The following is an 18,521-nucleotide window of genomic DNA, read 5'->3' as shown; positions in this document are numbered from 1 at the left end:
ATTGTTCAGTACTACAACATTAGTTGTAGTGCCCTGCACATTGGTTCGTCTTGTTCAGTTTTCAAAGGTCTTTGTCATTTGCTTCTCTCAAGTGACAACTATATTAGTATATCACAGTCGCTTTCGCTTGTCAACACTTTTTTGAAACTTTTTTAAACTTTTTTCATCAAGTGTTTCATCTGCAACATACCATAGTCCGTACGGGATTCGAACCCGTGTTACCGCCGTGAAAAGGCGGTGTCTTAACCCCTTGACCAACGGACCTGAGTTGTTTTCAACTCTTACTATTATACCCACTTTTTAAACTTTGTCAACTACTTTTTTTATCTTTTTTCTATTTTTTTGCATGACTTCCTAATGAGTACGGATGTCAAACTCTTTAAACACAATACGTAAGTCTCTTAATACTCTTTGACGACCTCGGAAGCGTTCGTTTCTTAAGACACGTTCTAACTCTTCTTGTTTATCTTTACTTTGTTTGTTTCTATAATCTCTTAGTGTCTCATGAAAGAGATAATAGTCATCTAGCCACAGACCGCCCTCACTGATACGATGACTGAGCTCACCTACTTCTTCATAAGGTTCTTTATCATATCTACGCTTCTGGCTTTCTTGTTTACGGATATAGTCTAAAATCCGATTCCGGAATTTAGTTTTGAAGTATCTACGTAAGCGTGGTGTATCTTCTACTAGTCCTTCTTCTCTACTGATCAATTCATGTAAACAAATCATACCCTCTTGATCCCAATCCGATAGCTCCCATAAATGGAGATGATATTCATTTCTACACTTGTACACAATGCCTCGGACTTCTTCATACAATTCTTCAATCATATTGTTCCCCTTTCTAGATACAGTCTAACAGATTCAGATACACTTTTGTCCCATTTTCCCCATTCTGTTCTCTACACTGCCTCAACTGCACAAAAAAGAGAGGGCTTGCCTCTCTCAGGGTTATTTTTCGTCATTCATTTTTGACTTCACTTCATCATAAGATAATGCATGAGATTCCTCTTCTACTGTTTCAGGCATCTTTCCTGTTTCATAGAGAGATTTAATTTGTGTGCTATCCAATGTTTCATATTTCAATAATGCTTCTGCAATCAACTTGTGAGTTTCACGATTTGACTGAATAATTTCAGCAGCTTTATTTCGTGCTTCATTTAATAATGAACGAACTTCCTCGTCAATTTCATAAGCTGTTTGTTCTGAAATTGATTTTTGAGGACTCTGTGCACCAAACATAGCATGGTTTCCTTCATATTGTACTGGACCAAGTTTTTCACTCATACCATACTCTGTAACCATTGCACGCGCCATTTGCGTTGCTTGTTCAAAGTCGTTTGAAGCTCCTGTAGTTTGGACATTAAAGATAATTTCTTCAGCTACACGGCCACCCATTAAACCAGCCAATTGCTCTTTCATATCTTCTTTAGATAGAAGCATTTGATCTTCCTTAGGAAGTGCAATCATGTAACCACCTGCACGGCCACGTGGTACAATTGTAACCTTATGGACAACGCGGGCATTCGACAAGACTAAACCAACAATAGTATGTCCAGCCTCATGGTAGGCAACCAATTCACGTTCTTTTTGTGAAACTGTCTTATCTTTCTTAGAAGGACCAGCAATAACTCTATCTTCTGCTTCATCAATATCTGAAGCATCAATTATCGATTTATTTCGACGAGCAGCAACTAGAGCCGCCTCATTCAATACATTCTCTAAATCAGCACCAACAAAACCTGGAGTTTGTTGGGCAACTAATTTCAAATCAACATCTTCTGCTAAAGGCTTGTTCTTAGCATGAACTTTCAAGATTGCTTCGCGACCTTTAACATCAGGACGGCCAACCAATACTTTTCTATCAAAACGTCCTGGACGCAAAAGGGCAGGATCAAGTACATCTGAACGGTTTGTCGCAGCGATAACGATAATCCCTTCATTTCCCTCAAAACCGTCCATCTCAATCAAGAGTTGATTCAAGGTTTGCTCACGTTCGTCATTACCTCCGCCAAGACCGACTCCACGTTGACGTCCAACAGCATCAATTTCATCGATAAAGATAATAGCTGGTGCTGCTTTTTTAGCATCTTCAAAAAGAGAACGAACACGACTAGCTCCAACTCCGACAAACATTTCTACAAAGTCAGAACCTGAGATACTAAAGAATGGAACACCTGCTTCTCCGGCGACTGCTTTAGCAAGCAAAGTTTTACCTGTTCCCGGAGGTCCCTCCAAAAGAACACCTGCTGGAATACGGGCTCCAAGTTTTGTAAATCGTTTTGGATCTTTTAAAAATTCAACAACTTCAACTAGTTCTTGTTTTTCTTCCTCAGCTCCAGCAACATCTGAAAATCTTACTTTAATATCTTCTTTATTTGCAGCTTTAGCCTTACTACGTCCAAAACTCATCGGGTTACGGCTATTATTTCCTCCCATATTTCCCATCATCGAGAAGAGGAAGAAGAAGAGGATACCGAATGGCACAATGGATACAAGAATATTAATCCACATACCACTTGAACTTTCATGCTTAACAGTTACTTCCGCTTTATGGTCAGAAGCAAGCTTTTGTAATTCTGATACTGTAGCATCTGAAGGAAGAATAATACTTGAAAATTTCTCTACTGTTGTAGCAGAAGGAGAAAAGAATTGAATGCCTGTTTCTTCTTTACTTGTTTTAGGATTTTTATAAACACCTGAAACCTCGATAACACTGCCATTTGGTTGGTAAGTCAATTCTTTTACATTGTCATCGGTAATTTCTTTTACCAATTCTGTATAATTAATTTGCTCACTTTTCCCTGCAACACTACCTGTACTAAAATACTGGTAAGCTGTAACTAGGAAAAAAATAAGTAATAACCATAGAAAAGGATTTTTAATTAAACCATTATTTTGTTTTTTCATTAAAAATTGTTCTTTCTAATTTGAATACACTTCTTCTTTCAATACTCCAACATAAGGAAGATTACGATAATTTTCTTTGTAGTCTAAGCCATAACCTACTACAAACTCATTTGGAATAGTAAAGCAGGTATAGTCTGCCTCAATTTCTACAACACGCCCCTCTGGTTTATCCAACAAGGTTGCAATGTTAACAGAAGCAGCTTCTCTTTCAATAAACATATCTCGCAAATTCTTCAAAGTTTGTCCTGTATCAATGATATCCTCTACAAATAGAACATGTCTTCCTTTGATATCTTGAGTCACATCTTGCTTGATATTGATGACACCACTACTTGCTGTTCCACCATGGTAGCTAGAAACCATCATGAAGTCCATTTCAATATGTGTGTCGATATGTTTAACCAATTCAGCCATAAAAGGAATAGATCCTTTTAAAATCCCAACTAAGATTGGATTTTTTCCTGCATAGTCCTTAGTTAATTGAGCACCTAATTTTTTAGCAGCTGCTGTAATTTCATCGTGTGAAACGAGGATTTTTTTAATATCGTTTTCTAACATTTTTTTACCTATCTATTTTTTCTATATAAAGTACAGTGTTCATTATATCATTTTTCGTTTTTTTACTCAAATTACTGGTCGCAATTCCCAAAATTGATACAATTTCACCAAATTGCTCAATAATCAGAGCAGATTTTCGTTTTTCCATAGGGATTTTCAAATCAATAAATAGACGTCTGAGTTTTTTTCTATGCCCATTTTGAATCAAAAAATCTCCTGTTTTTCGATGACGAATGTGTATTGATGTTTCGCGTGAAACAGGTACCTGCTGAATTAATTCACCTTCTAAAGGAAGTCCAAAGGAAAATAAATAACCTTGGTAAGATACCTGATTTTGATAGTGTAACACAAGTTCATCTTCCTTTTCATCAGACTGAGGACTGATTTTACAAATCTTAAACCATTGGTACTCTTTTATCAATTCATAACCATTTTTTAGCGGATGACGATACTGGCTTTTAGTTTTTAAAATCTGCCGAACTTCTTCAAACTGAGCTTTTGTAAGATTCAAATCTGGAAAACGATTCAGATAAGTTTGAAGTAAAACTCTTTGTGTCGACTCAGAGTAAGACAATAGCTGATCTAAATTCTCTACATCAATATTCTTTGATAATTCAGCTATAGCTAAGTCATAATCTAAAATTTCATTGCCGATGCTTAAGATTGCATATCTAAATCGAGGATTTTCTTTTTCTAATTCTGGTAAATAAGAATTTCGAATACGATTGCGAAAATAATGATTTTCCTGATTTGATATATCTTCAAAGTGGAAAATTGGTGGAAAGTCTTTTTTCTGAAAATGCAAGAAGGGCCGAATGATTTCTATCTCTCCGACTACTTGCTTCTCCTTAATTCCTGATAGATAGCGCAAACGAGTGCCTCGAATCAAACGCATCAAAATCGTTTCCACCTGGTCATCAGCATGGTGAGCAGTGACTAAGGCTGTCGCACCTGTCTTTTTCATAACCTCTTGAAAAAAATCATAACGAAAATGTCGAGCACGCGCTTCAGAAAATTCTCCTGAAAAATTGCTGATATAAATAGGAAGCTCTGCTTCAGCAGCCAACTTCCTTAATTCCTGTTCTTCCCAATCTGATTCTACTCTCTGCTTATGATTAACATGAGCTAGAATCAATTCAATTTCTAACTCTTTTTGATACGTAGATAATACCTTAAATAGAAACATAGAATCTAATCCACCAGAAAGAGCTAGCACCACCTTAGTATGCTTTTTGAAATATCCCTTCTTGAGAAAATGATTTAAAAAATCTTGTTCCCTCATTTTAGAACCTCATAAACATCCTTGGCTATCTTAGAAATCGTATCATAATCAGAATTTTTAGTGAAAATAGAAAGAATAAATGGAGAATCTGCATAGACAACACCTGTATCATGCTTAAATTCATCCGCATCTCCAATTTTATGAGCTACTTTAACAGAAACACCTTTGGCAATTCTCTCATTATCAAAATCTGTTTTAGTCAAAGAATCCAATACAAATCCATTTTGGTTATAAATAGTTTCCATGACTTTCCCAGCCATTTTAGAAGAAATCAATTTTTCTTTTGGATCCCAATCATCTCCCATAATAGCAGACGTCTTGGATTTGAATATAGCATCAGATTGATTTGAAATGTAATATCCCAATAAATTATGAGCTACATTATCAGATTCTTTTGATACTTTTGTGATTAAGTCCTTTATAGAATACTCTTTATTATCCTCTTTTTTAGGGAGACTACCACTTCCCTCTGGTTTATAAGAACCTGGAAAATCATTGACTGCTGATACGTATTTTACAGTCGTGTCTAACTGATAAAGACCCTCATTTATTTTTTCTTGCGTATAGTAGAGATAAGGTAATTTTAAAATGCTAGCTGCATACATCTTTTCATCTTGATTGATACCAGCTTCTTTTCCAGTAGTCAGTTGCTTAACATAAATAGAGAAAGAAGCTTTCTGATATTTTTCCGATAACATTTCTTGGACTTTACTCATCCGATTATCTTCTTCAGAAGTTAATTCCTTATCTACCCATCCAACTTGATCAATATGTAGAAATTCTTTCCCTTCTACAAACATGGTCTTATCAATTGAAACTTGCGAATAAGCTGATAAGGATGATTTCACTTCTTTTAAATCATAAGGACTGTTATACAGTTTAAAATCAGATTCTAACCATACTTTTTTTATTGTTGGAGTTACCTCTGACTGATCATATAAAAATCGTTTGTCTGCAGCAATAAATTGATGATTGGATAACTTAAATACTGGAATTCCTTGTTTATTTAAACGCCACTCGGTTATTTGAAAACTTGTTTGGGGAGTCAATTTTCCAGATTCCACTACTAAATCTTCATTCGCATAAACAGGAACCTCTCCATAAACCATGGGATAACTTAATTTTTCTCTAAAATAAATACCAAAGTCAGATTGTGAAAGGTAATAAATTTCTTTCGAAGTATATACAACTTCTTTTTCTGTGCTAACGACTTTTGAAACTGTCAAAAAACTTGGTAGCAACAAAATAATTAAGAATTTACGCATTCTTCCTTTCCTTTTCCTCTTGTAAACGCAATAGTTGATTTTTATCAGACAACTCTTCTAGTTTTTCATCCGATAGACTCAAAAATTGCTCAATTACGTCTAATAAATTTTCCATTTCATCACCTTGGAAGCAAGTCAGGAATCGTATAAACAGCTTCCCGATTCTTAGAATAATAATATTTTGCACGCATGTATTTAGCAGCGTAATCTTCATCTTTCAACTTTGTAGCAAAAGCTGTCTCTTTCTCCTTTTCCTCACTCAAGGTTTGATACTGAGTTTGCAAGTCTGATAACTGTTGACGTCTTTGGAGTAATTGGTGATAACTTTGAGCAAGATTATAAGTTGGTAAAATGAACAATAAAATCATCAAAATAAGAACCCACCCCATGAAACGATTACGTTTTTGTCGTTCCTTCATCAGATAGCGACGACGTTGATGTTCATTTTGAATAAAAGAATTATTCAATTGTACGATATTTTTAGACATTTTCTTCTACCCGTGTTTCACTGATAATTTCATACATGCCTGCTGCATCTTCTTTTTTTGTACTATCTTTCATCTCCAGTACTTTTACAAATAGCAACTTATTGCCAAAGCGAATTTCAACTTGGTCATTAACTTTCAAATCCGTTGAACTTTTGGCCAAGATTCCATTTACCTTGATTCTGCCTTTATCTGCTACTTCTTTTGCGACTGTACGACGCTTGATAATTCTTGATACTTTTAAATATTTGTCTAGTCTCATTTTTATTACCTCAAATTATTATTGTACCATTTTTCTCCATTTTATAGAAGAAAAATGTTAAAGAGAATTGCCTTCTTTCGACACTTTTATCTCTAATAAACTTTCTCCAAAAATGAGCAGACCTTCTAAAATTTCATAGTCCTTCTTGTTTCGAACATCAAATACAACTTCCATTAATCCCTTATTCTCAGCTATAGCTGCTTTTAAGTTCGTTGCGGATAAAGATTTAAAATAATCTTGAGCTAAGAACAGTCGCTGAGTAATTTTTTCAAATTGAACTGTAATCTTATTTTCTTTTCGTTCCACACGTTGAACAAAGACCTTATCAAGATAAGACTTAACCAAACCAATCTCTAAAAGATAAGCAACCACATCTGGGTATTCTCCAAAACGGTCCATCAGCTCTTCTTGTAACTCCTCATAATTGACACGGTTGTCAATTTGACGAATTTTCTTGTAAATTTCAATCTTATGTCGTTGATCAGAAATATAAGTATCAGGAAGATAGGCATCAATTTGTAAAATCAACTCAGAATTCCCTTTGGTTCTTGTGTTCACATTACCATGTCGTTTAGCAATAGCTTCCTCCAATAACTGCGAATACAATTCAAAACCAACAGAATCAATGAAACCAGACTGGGATTTTCCTAAAAGATTTCCTGCTCCGCGAATCGAAAGATCTCGCATTGCAATCTTAAATCCAGAGCCCAATTCTGTAAATCCTTTGATCGCTTCTAATCTCTTCTCGGAGACTTCACTGATTGATTTTTCTGGACGATACATGAGATAGGCATAAGCAATACGATTACTACGACCGACTCTTCCTCTTAACTGATACAAGGTTGACAAGCCCATATGGTCCGCATTCTCAATAAATAAAGTATTAGCATTTGGAATGTCCACCCCTGTCTCAATAATGGTAGTCGTCACTAAAATATCATACTGACCTTCAATGAAATCCAGTAGAGTATTTTCTAACTGAATCTCACTCATTTGCCCATGAACAAAACCAATCGAAGCCTCTGGAATCAATTCCTGTAATTCTGAAACCTTCTGATCAATCGTGTCAACTTTATTGTAAAGATAGTAAACTTGACCTCCACGCTCCATTTCACGCAAGACCGCATCACGAATGACACTATCATTCTTTTCCAAAACATAGGTTTGCACTGGATAACGATTAGTCGGCGGAGTTTCAATAACAGACAAATCTCTGATTCCCAGCATAGACATGTGAAGGGTACGAGGAATTGGCGTTGCTGTCAAGGTCAGGACATCTACTTGTTTTTTCAATTCTTTCAAGGTTTCCTTATGCTTGACACCAAATCGCTGTTCCTCATCAATAATCATCAAGCCCAAATCAGCAAATACAACATCTTTTGACAAAACACGATGTGTTCCAATCAAAATATCAACTTGACCCTTTTTCAATTTTTCAAGTGTTTCAGTCTGCTCTTTTTTACTTCTAAAGCGACTCAATACATCAATATTAACTGCAAAATTTTGGAATCGTTCCTTAAAATTGGTATAGTGCTGTTGCGCTAAAACCGTCGTCGGAACGAGAACGACAACCTGTTTGTGATCATTGACTGCCTTAAAGGCTGCACGCATAGCAACTTCAGTCTTTCCAAAACCAACATCCCCAACTAAAAGTCGATCCATTGGTTGAGAAGCCTGCATATCTCTCTTGATTTCCTCAACACTACGAAGTTGATCATCCGTTTCAACATAAGGGAAGGCATCATCAAAAGCATGTTGATCCTCATCATCAGCTGAGAAAGCAAAACCCTTCAACTGACTGCGTTCAGAATAAAGTTTAATTAAATCGTCAGCTATATCCTCTACCTGGTTCTTAACTTTTTGCTTGGCTTTTTTGAAATGAGCGTCATTTAATTTATTGAGTTTAGGAGCTTTCCCGTCACTTGAAACGTATTTGGAAAGCAGATGAATCTGTTCCACTGGGATAGAGATTTGATCCCCGTTTTGGTATTGAACACTAACATAATCACGGTGAATCCCTTTGATTTCAATGGTTTCAATCCCTAGATATTGACCAATTCCATGGATATGGTGAACAACGTAATCTCCTTTTTCAAGTTCATTGTAATCTTTTAATCTCTCTGCGTTTGAAACATGTTGTCTTCGAAAACGACGTTTCAATTTCTTTTGAAAAATCTCATGTTCAGTTATCAATAAAACCTTTTCATCTACAAAATGAAAACCATGTCTGAGATTACCCTCGATTAAGTTTACAGATTCTTTACAAATACTTGACTTATCTATGGAATCCAATTTAATCTGGTATTCCTCTAAAACATCCTCCAATGTTTTACTTCCCATTGAATTGCTAGACTGCAGGATAATAGTATAATCCATTTTTTTGTATCTCTCAATTTCTTCTTTTAGAAAAGAAAATTGATTGAAAAACTCCTGCATAGGATATTGATTAAATTGATAAATTTTGTCAAACTTGAGATTTCCTAACCCTTTTTGAAGATTAGAGAAAAAGGTAACCGGACTCTGTTTTTTGTAGATTTGCTCTGTATCAGCAAAATACTGCATCTCAGAAAATGCTTTACTGTTCTGTAATTCTTCTGTAAAGTATTGTGCTAACTCCCTTTCAAAGACTTCATACTGATTCATCAATTTCTGATAATCATCAAAGAATACTGGGGTATCTTTTTCAATATAGTCAAAAACAGTCCATGTCTTATCATAACACAAAGATAAAAATTTCCGTGAATCAGAATGAATTTGTTTTTGGTTAAAACTTGAAAGAATTTCTTCTAAGTATGATTTTAAAATAGGTGATAACGTTTTTGAAATTTGTTTTTCTAAAGCTGACTGTCCTCGTTGATAATCCTTTTCTCTCAAAAGCATATCACTAGCTGGAAAGATAGTGAGTTCTGTCTGATTTTCTTTCGATAATTGTGTTTCGACTTCAAATGACCTAATACCATCGACTTCATCACCAAAAAATTCGATTCGGTAAGGTTCTAACTGGGATATTTCAAAAATATCTAAAATATCTCCTCGCAGACTAAATTCGCCTTGAGTTTGTACTTGTGTAACTTTTCGATAGCCTATCTCTTTTAACTGATGGATAAGTGCGTGTTGGTCATATTCTTCACCAACTGTTATTTTTACAATACTATCTTTAAATATATTGGGAGACGGTAAAATCAATCGACTTGCTGCGATATTACAAACTAAAATCCCTTTCTTAGATGAATCAGTCAAAAAACGCAAGGCTTCAACCCGTGAAATGATTTTTTCTTGTGAAGACATCAAAAACTCGACCATAGGGGAGTCATCTACCAAAAATGGATAGATAAGTTCCTCACCCAAGACAGATATAAGATCACTAACAAGTCCTTCTGCTTCTCCATAAGTTGACGTCAATAACACAATCTTATCTTCCTGTCTCAAACTACTAGCAATTGCTAAAGCTTTTGTAGAAGTTGACAAGCCTAACATTAATTGTCTTTTCTTATCTGTCAGATTTTGATGCCATTTTTTTATCTGATCATTTTCTGAGAATAAATCTAATAAGGCCACCATTTATCCGTTATACCTCTGCATCGTTTTTTCAAAGTTTTTCTCTTGTAAATAGTAGTTTACAGAATCGTCAACTTTGTCAATAGACTGTAAAATACCAATATAATCATCCTTGTCAAACTTACTCAAAACATGGTTAACAACTGACATTCCATTTTTAGGTCTTCCGATTCCAATCTTAACACGATTAAATGTCTGGGTTCCAATATGTTGAATAATAGACTTGATACCATTATGACCACCTGCGGATCCCTTTGCTCTTAAGCGAATCTTTCCAACTTCCATGTCAAGGTCATCGTAAATGATGAGTAAATCTTCAATATCTAAACCATAATAAGTTAATAAAGCATGAACCGCTTTTCCGCTTTCATTCATAAATGTCGTTGGTTTGACAAGATAAATTTTTTCTCCATTTAGGAAAAAGGATGCTAGGTCAGCTTGAAATATCTTATCATGTGTAAAAGTGACATTCTGTTTCTTCGCTAGTTGGTCAATCAACATAAATCCAACATTGTGTTTTGTTTCAAAATATTTATCCCCTGGATTTCCTAATCCTACAAGTAATTTGGTCATTTATTTTTCCTTTCAAAAGCCAAAAGGGTTGGAATTTTTTTCCAACCTAATTGACACTATTCATTAATTTCTTTAGACATTAAAGCGGAATTCCATGATATCGCCATCTTGAACGATATATTCTTTACCTTCTTCACGCAAGCGCCCAGCTTCTTTTACGGCCTTTTCAGATCCGTATTTCACTAGATCCTCATATGACATGGTTACTGCACGAATAAATCCTTTTTCAAAGTCTGAGTGGATAATACCAGCTGCTTGAGGAGCCTTCATACCACGTTTGAAGGTCCAAGCGCGAACTTCTTTTTCACCAGCTGTGAAATAAGTTCCCAGTCCAAGCAAGTGGTAAGCAGCGCGAGTCAACTTGTCAACGCCTGATTCTGTCAACCCAAGTGCTTCAAGAAACTCTTGCTTATCTTCATCGTCTAACTCAGAAATTTCTTCCTCAGCACGCGCAGAAATAACGACTACTTCAGCATTTTCTGTCGCTGCAAATTCACGAATTTGTTTAACATAGTCGATAGAGTCAGGTTCTGAAACCACATCTTCATCCACATTAGCAACATAAAGAACTGGTTTAGTGGTCAAAAGGAAGAGACCTTTGACAACTTTTTGTTCTTCATCTGTAAATTCAATAGTTCGAGCTGATTTTCCATCTTCAAGAACAGGTTTAATCTTTTGAAGAACATTAAACTCTGCTACTGATTCTTTATCTTTTTGCGTACGTGCCATCTTTTCTACACGCGCATATCGTTTGTTAACTGATTCTAAGTCAGCAAGAATCAACTCTAGGTTAATAGTATCAATATCTGCCAGGGGATCCACAAAAGCATCTTCACGTCCTTGCTCGCGCATGACATTTTCATCATCAAAAGCACGAACTACATGAACAATCGCATCTACTTCACGGATATTGGCCAAGAATTTATTCCCTAGCCCTTCTCCTTTTGATGCACCTTTTACAATCCCTGCGATATCTGTAAACTCAAATGTTGTTGGAACTGTCTTTTTAGGAGTAATCATTTCCGTCAATTTTTGGAGGCGTTCATCTGGAACTTCTACCATTCCAACGTTTGGATCAATCGTCGCAAATGGGTAGTTTGCTGCCTCTGCTCCTGCTTTTGTAATTGCATTAAATAGTGTTGATTTACCAACGTTTGGCAAACCAACGATACCTGCTGTTAAAGCCATATTTTCTCATTCTCCGTTTTCATTTCAATCCCTAATATTATAACACAAAAAGGGAAAACTTGCTAACCCTCTAACTAAGGGTTCTCATACTCTTCGAAAATCTCTTCAAACCACGTCAACGTCGCCTTGCCGTATAGATATTACTGACTTCGTCAGTTCTATCTGCAACCTCAAAACAGTGTTTTGAGCAACCTGCGGCTAGTTTCCTAGTTTGCTCTTTGATTTTCATTGAGTATCAGTCAATAATTTTATTCATTTTTCGATCAAAATCATAGCGCCCCATCATGACAACATGGTCACAATTACTGCATTTGATTTTGATATCTGCTCCTACACGTGTAATTTCCCAACGATTAGCTTTTTTTCCTGTTGACTTGATGGTGCAAGCATGTGGTTTTTTCATTTCAACAAAATTTCCAACTTGATACATACTACTCTCCTTTTCTTTTTCGATTATATCATAAAAGAGGCGAGCTAGGCTCAACCTCTTTCACTTAATTTGTACGAACTGGTGTAATGAGCTGCATGAAGTCCTCATCAGTGTCTGCTGGCACAAGAGTAAATGGACGAACAGCTGAGATAAAGCTAATGGTCACCTTTTCGCTATTTAAAGCCTTAAGGGAATCAATCAAATAAGTTGGATTGAAACTAATAGTCAAATCTTCACCAGTAACTTGATCAGTATCGATTTCTTCGTTTACTTTACCAACTTCTGGGGAGTGAACATGGGCGCTAACAACCCCCTCTTTAATTTCAAGTTTCACAGTACCATTTTGAGTAGCACTTGATAAAAGACGAGCACGTTCCATTGACTGGCGTAAGTTTACAACATCAAAAGTAATAGTAGTATTAAAGTCTGTCGGAATCAAGCGATCTGTATCAGGATAGTTTCCTTCTAATAAACGTGTATAGAAGCTTATATTTTCGCTTCTAAAGAGGATTTGATTGTTGGCAAAGAAAATCTCTACAGTTTCAATATCATCTGTAAATACAGCTGAAAATTCGCGTAGAGAACGGCTAGGAATGACAACATCAAAATCATCACTATTTTTCTCAAGCGTTAATTTTTTCTGGCTTAGACGATGAGAGTCTGTTGCCACTGTTTTTAGCTCCTTATGCTGACTCAATACAAAATGAACACCTGTTAAAATTGGACGACTCTCTTGTGTACTTGCAGCAAAGGCTGTTTCATTAATAATTTTCTTGAGTAATTTTGTTTCAAGAACCAAAGGAGTACTTGCTGAAATTTCTTGGATTCGTGGATATTGTTCGCTATCTTTTCCTTTTAGGGTAATTTCTGATTTGCCACTTGTTAAAACAATTTGATTTTGTTCAATTTCTTTAAAATCAAGAGTTACATCAGGTAGACTGGATACAACATTAATAAAGAAAGAAGCTTCAAGAAGAATTGAACCTAAAGAAGTAATTAACAAACCAGCATCTTCATTTTTTTGAGAAATAAAATTTTCAATTGAAATTTGACCATTTGAACCAATTAAAGTAACACCTTCATTGGTCACGTCAATTTTTACGGTTGATAAAATAGGAATAGCATTTTTAGAACTTATAGCTCTCTTAGTAGTATTTAATGCTTGTAGAAATAAATTTTTATTAATTGAAAAATGAATCATGGATTCTCCTTTATTTATTTTTAGTATTAGAAGGATAATAGTAATAATAGAGTCTGTGAAATCTGTGGAAAACAGACTTTAAACAAGTCATATCAAGTTTTTTGGCTTGTTTAAAAAATGTGGATAAAAAAGATAAAAAAGCAAAAGTTATCCACAAGTTATTTAATTTTCTTTTTGATTGATTCAATTTCTAAACGTAAATTATCGTCTTCATCAATCAAAGATTTAATTTTTGCATGGGCATGAATGACTGTTGTATGGTCTTTTCCACCAAATTCCTTCCCAATTTTTGGAAGACTATTATCTGTTAGTTCTCTAGATAAATACATGGCTACTTGACGGGCTAATACAATATTTTGAAGGCGTCTGCTTCCCTTCATTTCTTTGACACTGACACCATAAAAGTTACCAACTTCATTTTGGATTTTATCAATTGGGATGACGAGCATTTGGCTAACATCTTGTTTGCGAGCTCGAATAGCTTCTGCAGCGATATCGATAGTGATATCCTTAATCTTCTTCACTCTGGCAATTAAAGTGATGTCGTTGATTGCTCCTTCAAGTTCTCGAACGTTTGAATCAAATTGGCCAGCTAGGTATTCTAGGGTATCACTTTGGAAATGGTAGTCTAAATGCTCTGTTTTACTTTGTAAAATGGCGATACGTGTTTCAAAGTCAGGTGGTGTGATGTTTTGCGTCAAGCCCCAGCTAAAGCGCGTGACAAGCCTTTCTTCAAGGCCTTCTAGGTGTTTAGGACTACGATCACTAGTCAGAACAATTTGTTTTTGATTGTTATGGAGAACATTGAAAGTATTGAAAAATTCTTCTTGAGTTGCAACTTTTTTTCCACTCAGCGATTGGATATCATCAATTAACAAGAGATCGAGGCTACGGTAGGTTTTTTTGAACTTTTCCATTTCACCAAGTCTCAGATGTTCAAGAAAGTCGTTGATAAAGCTTTCAGCAGGGATGTACTTCACACGCGCATCAGGAATATTTTTCAAAATCTCATTCCCAATTGCATTGAGTAAGTGAGTCTTACCAAGGCCAGGTCCTCCATAGATAAAAAGAGGGTTATAGGTCAGAGCCAAATCTTCAGAGACAGCCAAAGCGGCTGATACTGCCCAAACATTTCCATCTCCTTGGATAAAATTATCAAAGGTATACTTTTCTTTTAATCCAGTATCCGAATAAGGAATAGATGCTAACTTTGGACTATAGTCATAAAGAGTTGAATTTGGAGCTTCTTCAACTTGTAAAATAGTCGTATCTTGAGGCTTGGTGAAAATATAGTGGGGAGTTATTTCAGCATCATAAATTTCAAAACCAGCTACTACAATGATATCTTTTAGTTGTTTTTCCCAGACCATTTCCATTTCAGATCGTGGTAAAAATATAGTGGCAACATTTTCCTCTACCTTAATGAGTTCAGCTTGAATAGCATAGAAATCATACATGGATCGAGTTAATCTTTCTTGAGCAAATTCTAATATACGATTCCAAAATTGTTTTTCTTTCAATCCATTCTCCTCCTTTACTATTTAAAAGTTTAATGTTAGACTTATTTTACCATAGATAGCAAGAATTTTCCACAAGCTGTGAAAATTAATCCACAATGTTATCAAGTTTTATCCACAGGTTGGGGATAAAATCAGAAACTATTGATTTATTAAGCTTTTTATTAAAAAAAAAGAGTGGATAACATTGTGAGATAAAAAAATAAAAGAACAGCCTTATTTCAGGCTGTTGATAATTCTACTGTATTCTTCTTGATTTGAGAAAGAAATAATGATTTTTCCGCTATCTTTTTTAGACAGTTTGATTTCTACATCTAATCCGAGTAGTTTTTTTAACTGTTCTTCTTCATTTTGTATGAAATAATTCGTTTTTTGAAGTTTCTTTTGTTTTTTCTCTGTCAGAAGAGCTTCTAACTTCCTTACAGAAATGTCTTCCTCTATAATTCGTTGAAAGAAATAGTCTTGTTGTTCCTTATTCAACCCAACTAGAGAACGCGCATGAGCTTGTGAAAGTTTGCCGTTTTCTACTTCTGAGAGGATCTGTTCTGGCAAGGAAAGCAAACGAATGGAGTTGCTGATATATGGACGAGATTTGCCCATTTTATCTGCAATTTCAGCATGGGTAAATCCTTTCTCTACAAGAGATTCATAGGCGCGTGCTTCTTCTATTGGATTTAAATTTTCTCTTTGTAAATTTTCAATGATGGACTGGACCATCATCTCTTGGTCTGAAAGTTGTTTAACAACAGCTGGGATAGACGTTAGACCAGCTAAAAGTGAAGCGCGATAGCGTCTCTCTCCTGCAAGGATTTCATAACCAATAACAGGAGATTGACGAACAATAATCGGTTGAATGACCCCATTTTCTTTGATAGACTGTGCTAGTTCATGTAGTTTTTCTCCATCAAATTCTTTTCGAGGTTGATAGGGATTTTTTTGTATATCCGTGATAGAAATCATTTCAAATTTTTCCATGATTCTACACTAACACATCTTTTCTCTTATGTAAAGCTTTCTTTACATAGATGTCAATTAAGATTCTAAATCACCTGAACTCTTGTCAAGTTTAATAGATGTAGTTTCTTCTTTACCGTTACGATAGTAAGTTATCTTAATGGTGTCTCCGATAGAATGATTGTAAAGAGCACTTTGTAAGTCTGTTGATGAAGCGATGTCTTTGTCATCTACTTTTGTAATAACATCGTATTTTTCAAGGTGACCATTTGCAGGCATATTACTTTGCACAGAACGAACAACTACACCAGATGTTACACTGCTTGGAATATTCAGTCTTCTAATATCACTTGTATTAATATTTGAGAGATTGACCATTTGAATTCCCAAAGCTGGACGAGTCACTTTTCCGTTCTTTTCTAATTGTTCAATAATATTGATAGCATCATTTGCAGGGATTGCAAAACCAAGACCTTCTACAGATGTTCCTCCATTTGTGGCAATTTTACTTGAGGTAATTCCGATAACCTGTCCTTGAATATTGATTAGTGGGCCACCAGAGTTACCTGGGTTAATAGCAGTATCAGTTTGGATGGCTTTTGTAGAAATGGCTTGTCCATCTTCAGATTTTAAAGATACATTTCGATTGAGACTAGATATGATACCTTGAGTGACAGTATTAGCATATTCAGAACCTAACGGGCTACCGATAGCAATAGCAGTTTCTCCTACGGTTAACTGACTAGAATCACCAAATTCCGCTACTGTTGTCACTTTTTCTGAAGATATTTTGACGACAGCAATATCAGAGAAAGTGTCAGCTCCGACGATTTCTCCAGGTACCTTAGTTCCATCTGACAAACGAATATCTACTTTGCTGGCACCATTTATAACGTGATTGTTGGTGACAATATAAGCTTCTTTGTCATTCTTTTTATAAATAACCCCAGATCCTTCACTAGAGATTTGCTGAGAATCTGTATCTGTATCCTCATTGCCAAATACGCTATTTTGTCTGTTAGCTGAATAAGTAATAACAGAAACAACAGCGTCTTTTACTTTGTTAACAGCCAGTGTTGTTGAATTTTCGTTCTTATAGGCAGTCTGTGTAATAGTACTATTGTTGTTGGAGTTACTTACAGTACTTTTCTGAGTTAGTTGGTTTATTGAAAAACTCCCCAAGGCTCCACTAATAAAGCTAATGACGATAACGACTAATAATTGAAACCATTTTTTGTAAAATGTTTTGAGATGTTTCATATTTGCCTCCATATGTTTTAGATTAATGAAAGTATAAACTGACTAGCTTAATTATAACTTAAAAATAAAAGTTTTTCACAGATTGTGGATAACTTTCAAAAATCTGTGGTTTTCTCGGCTAAAATTAACCTTTTATTTTGTGAATAAGATGTGAAAAAATAGAGAATATGTTAGAATAGAGTCATGAAAATTAAAGTTGTAACAGTTGGGAAACTGAAAGAAAAGTATTTAAAAGATGGTATCGCAGAGTATTCAAAACGAATTTCTCGATTTGCTAAGCTTGAAATGATTGAGCTAGCAGATGAAAAAACACCAGATAGGGCCAGTGAGTCAGAAAATCAAAAGATTTTAGAAATAGAAGGTCAGAGAATTTTATCAAAAGTTGGTGACCGTGATTTTGTTATTGCGTTAGCTATTGAAGGGAAAACTTTCTCCTCAGAAGAATTTAGTAAGCAGTTAGAAGAAGCCTCTATAAAAGGATTTTCTACTCTTACCTTTATTATTGGAGGGAGTCTGGGGTTAGCACAGGATGTAAAAAAGAGAGCCAATCTTTCTGTTAGTTTTGGACGTTTAACCTTGCCTCATCAGTTAATGAGACTAGTCCTTGTTGAACAAATCTATCGGGCTTTTACGATTCAGCAGGGATCACCCTATCATAAATAGAAAATTGACTTTCAATTGGATTTTTGGTAGAATAGCTGTATTAGGTCTCATAGCTCAGCTGGATAGAGCATTCGCCTTCTAAGCGAACGGTCGCAGGTTCGAATCCTGCTGGGATCAATATAGTAGCAAAGCTGGGAATTTTCCCGGCTTTTTTCTTAAAAAAGTACACTTGGGGAGAAAAAAATGACAGTTGAGAGAATTTTATCTAAAACGAAATTCCATTTTGTATAATTGTTTTTGTAAGTTAGCTTACAAGAAAAAACATTGAGGAGATTTTATTATGAAAAACACAGTTAAATTGGAACAGTTTGTAGCCTTGAAGGAAAAAGACTTGCAAAAGATTCAAGGTGGGGAGATTAGGATAGCAGATAAAATTTTCTTTAATTTGTTTAAAAGAAGATAAAGGGGGATC

18 protein-coding genes and 2 tRNA genes are annotated in these 18,521 nt (G+C 35.3%); 3 read left to right on the top strand and 17 right to left on the bottom strand.

From position 1 onward, the window contains the following. Positions 1–192: 192 nt before the first annotated feature. The 17 genes from N8O80_RS09200 to htrA form a co-directional block, all read right to left on the bottom strand. Positions 193–264, bottom strand: a tRNA-Glu gene (locus N8O80_RS09200). Positions 265–354: 90 nt separating this feature from the next. Beyond that, on the bottom strand, positions 355–834 hold the full coding sequence (locus N8O80_RS09195; RefSeq protein WP_120770751.1) for a sigma-70 family RNA polymerase sigma factor: 480 nt from the start codon (positions 832–834) through the stop codon (positions 355–357). Between the two features lie 120 nt (positions 835–954). After that, positions 955–2,913: an ATP-dependent zinc metalloprotease FtsH gene (gene ftsH, locus N8O80_RS09190; protein ID WP_261028049.1), complete on the bottom strand. Its 1,959-nt coding sequence runs from the start codon at positions 2,911–2,913 to the stop codon at positions 955–957. A 15-nt stretch (positions 2,914–2,928) separates the two neighbouring features. Next, the gene (hpt, locus tag N8O80_RS09185) at positions 2,929–3,471 is read right to left on the bottom strand and encodes a hypoxanthine phosphoribosyltransferase (protein WP_033682551.1); all 543 of its coding nucleotides are present in this window, start codon (positions 3,469–3,471) and stop codon (positions 2,929–2,931) included. 4 nt (positions 3,472–3,475) lie between these two features. Beyond that, a complete protein-coding gene (gene tilS / locus N8O80_RS09180; RefSeq protein ID WP_261028047.1) occupies positions 3,476–4,753 on the bottom strand; it encodes a tRNA lysidine(34) synthetase TilS in 1,278 nt (425 codons plus the stop codon). Continuing rightward, the gene (locus N8O80_RS09175; RefSeq protein WP_261028043.1) at positions 4,750–6,018 is read right to left on the bottom strand and encodes a serine hydrolase; all 1,269 of its coding nucleotides are present in this window, start codon (positions 6,016–6,018) and stop codon (positions 4,750–4,752) included. The genes tilS and N8O80_RS09175 overlap by 4 nt, the downstream gene beginning before the upstream one ends. Next, positions 6,011–6,133, bottom strand: a complete 123-nt coding sequence (locus N8O80_RS09170; RefSeq protein ID WP_020902316.1) for an SP_0009 family protein — start codon at positions 6,131–6,133, stop codon at positions 6,011–6,013. Before N8O80_RS09170 ends, N8O80_RS09175 begins: the two co-directional genes overlap by 8 nt. 4 nt (positions 6,134–6,137) lie before the next feature. Further along, entirely contained in the window at positions 6,138–6,506 is a 369-nt protein-coding gene (locus tag N8O80_RS09165) for a septum formation initiator family protein (RefSeq protein WP_000041905.1), read from the bottom strand. Further along, a complete protein-coding gene (locus N8O80_RS09160; protein WP_050308807.1) occupies positions 6,499–6,765 on the bottom strand; it encodes an RNA-binding S4 domain-containing protein in 267 nt (88 codons plus the stop codon). The genes N8O80_RS09165 and N8O80_RS09160 overlap by 8 nt, the downstream gene beginning before the upstream one ends. A 57-nt stretch (positions 6,766–6,822) precedes the next feature. Continuing rightward, the gene (mfd, locus tag N8O80_RS09155; protein ID WP_261028038.1) at positions 6,823–10,326 is read right to left on the bottom strand and encodes a transcription-repair coupling factor; all 3,504 of its coding nucleotides are present in this window, start codon (positions 10,324–10,326) and stop codon (positions 6,823–6,825) included. After that, a complete protein-coding gene (gene pth / locus N8O80_RS09150; protein WP_004255263.1) occupies positions 10,327–10,896 on the bottom strand; it encodes an aminoacyl-tRNA hydrolase in 570 nt (189 codons plus the stop codon). A gap of 72 nt (positions 10,897–10,968) precedes the next feature. Continuing rightward, positions 10,969–12,084, bottom strand: a complete 1,116-nt coding sequence (ychF, locus tag N8O80_RS09145; RefSeq protein WP_004269823.1) for a redox-regulated ATPase YchF — start codon at positions 12,082–12,084, stop codon at positions 10,969–10,971. A 235-nt stretch (positions 12,085–12,319) separates the two neighbouring features. After that, positions 12,320–12,514 carry a DUF951 domain-containing protein gene (locus N8O80_RS09140; protein WP_000285186.1) on the bottom strand — a complete coding sequence of 65 codons (195 nt, stop codon included), beginning with the start codon at positions 12,512–12,514 and terminating at the stop codon, positions 12,320–12,322. A gap of 64 nt (positions 12,515–12,578) precedes the next feature. Further along, positions 12,579–13,715 carry a DNA polymerase III subunit beta gene (gene dnaN, locus N8O80_RS09135; protein WP_261028036.1) on the bottom strand — a complete coding sequence of 379 codons (1,137 nt, stop codon included), beginning with the start codon at positions 13,713–13,715 and terminating at the stop codon, positions 12,579–12,581. Between the two features lie 158 nt (positions 13,716–13,873). Next, positions 13,874–15,235, bottom strand: coding sequence for a chromosomal replication initiator protein DnaA (gene dnaA / locus N8O80_RS09130; RefSeq protein WP_261028034.1), 1,362 nt, complete (start codon positions 15,233–15,235; stop codon positions 13,874–13,876). Between the two features lie 213 nt (positions 15,236–15,448). Next, complete coding sequence (locus N8O80_RS09125) at positions 15,449–16,207, bottom strand: ParB/RepB/Spo0J family partition protein (protein ID WP_261028032.1); 759 nt, start codon at positions 16,205–16,207, stop codon at positions 15,449–15,451. Between the two features lie 57 nt (positions 16,208–16,264). Continuing rightward, positions 16,265–17,446, bottom strand: coding sequence for a serine protease HtrA (gene htrA, locus N8O80_RS09120; protein ID WP_261028030.1), 1,182 nt, complete (start codon positions 17,444–17,446; stop codon positions 16,265–16,267). Between the two features lie 183 nt (positions 17,447–17,629). On the opposite strand from htrA, the gene rlmH reads away from it, so the two are divergent. The 3 genes from rlmH (at position 17,630) to comC (ending at position 18,512) form a co-directional block, all read left to right on the top strand. Continuing rightward, positions 17,630–18,109 (top strand): 23S rRNA (pseudouridine(1915)-N(3))-methyltransferase RlmH, encoded by a 480-nt coding sequence (gene rlmH, locus N8O80_RS09115; RefSeq protein WP_120719043.1) that lies wholly within the window; start codon positions 17,630–17,632, stop codon positions 18,107–18,109. A gap of 43 nt (positions 18,110–18,152) precedes the next feature. Next, positions 18,153–18,226 (top strand) — tRNA-Arg (locus N8O80_RS09110). A 163-nt stretch (positions 18,227–18,389) separates the two neighbouring features. Then, complete coding sequence (gene comC, locus N8O80_RS09105; RefSeq protein ID WP_084928698.1) at positions 18,390–18,512, top strand: competence-stimulating peptide ComC; 123 nt, start codon at positions 18,390–18,392, stop codon at positions 18,510–18,512. Positions 18,513–18,521: the final 9 nt, after the last annotated feature.

The organism is Streptococcus mitis (genome assembly GCF_946190155.1).
Classification (GTDB): domain Bacteria; phylum Bacillota; class Bacilli; order Lactobacillales; family Streptococcaceae; genus Streptococcus; species Streptococcus mitis_CL.
This window is presented reverse-complemented; position numbering and strand designations above follow the sequence as displayed.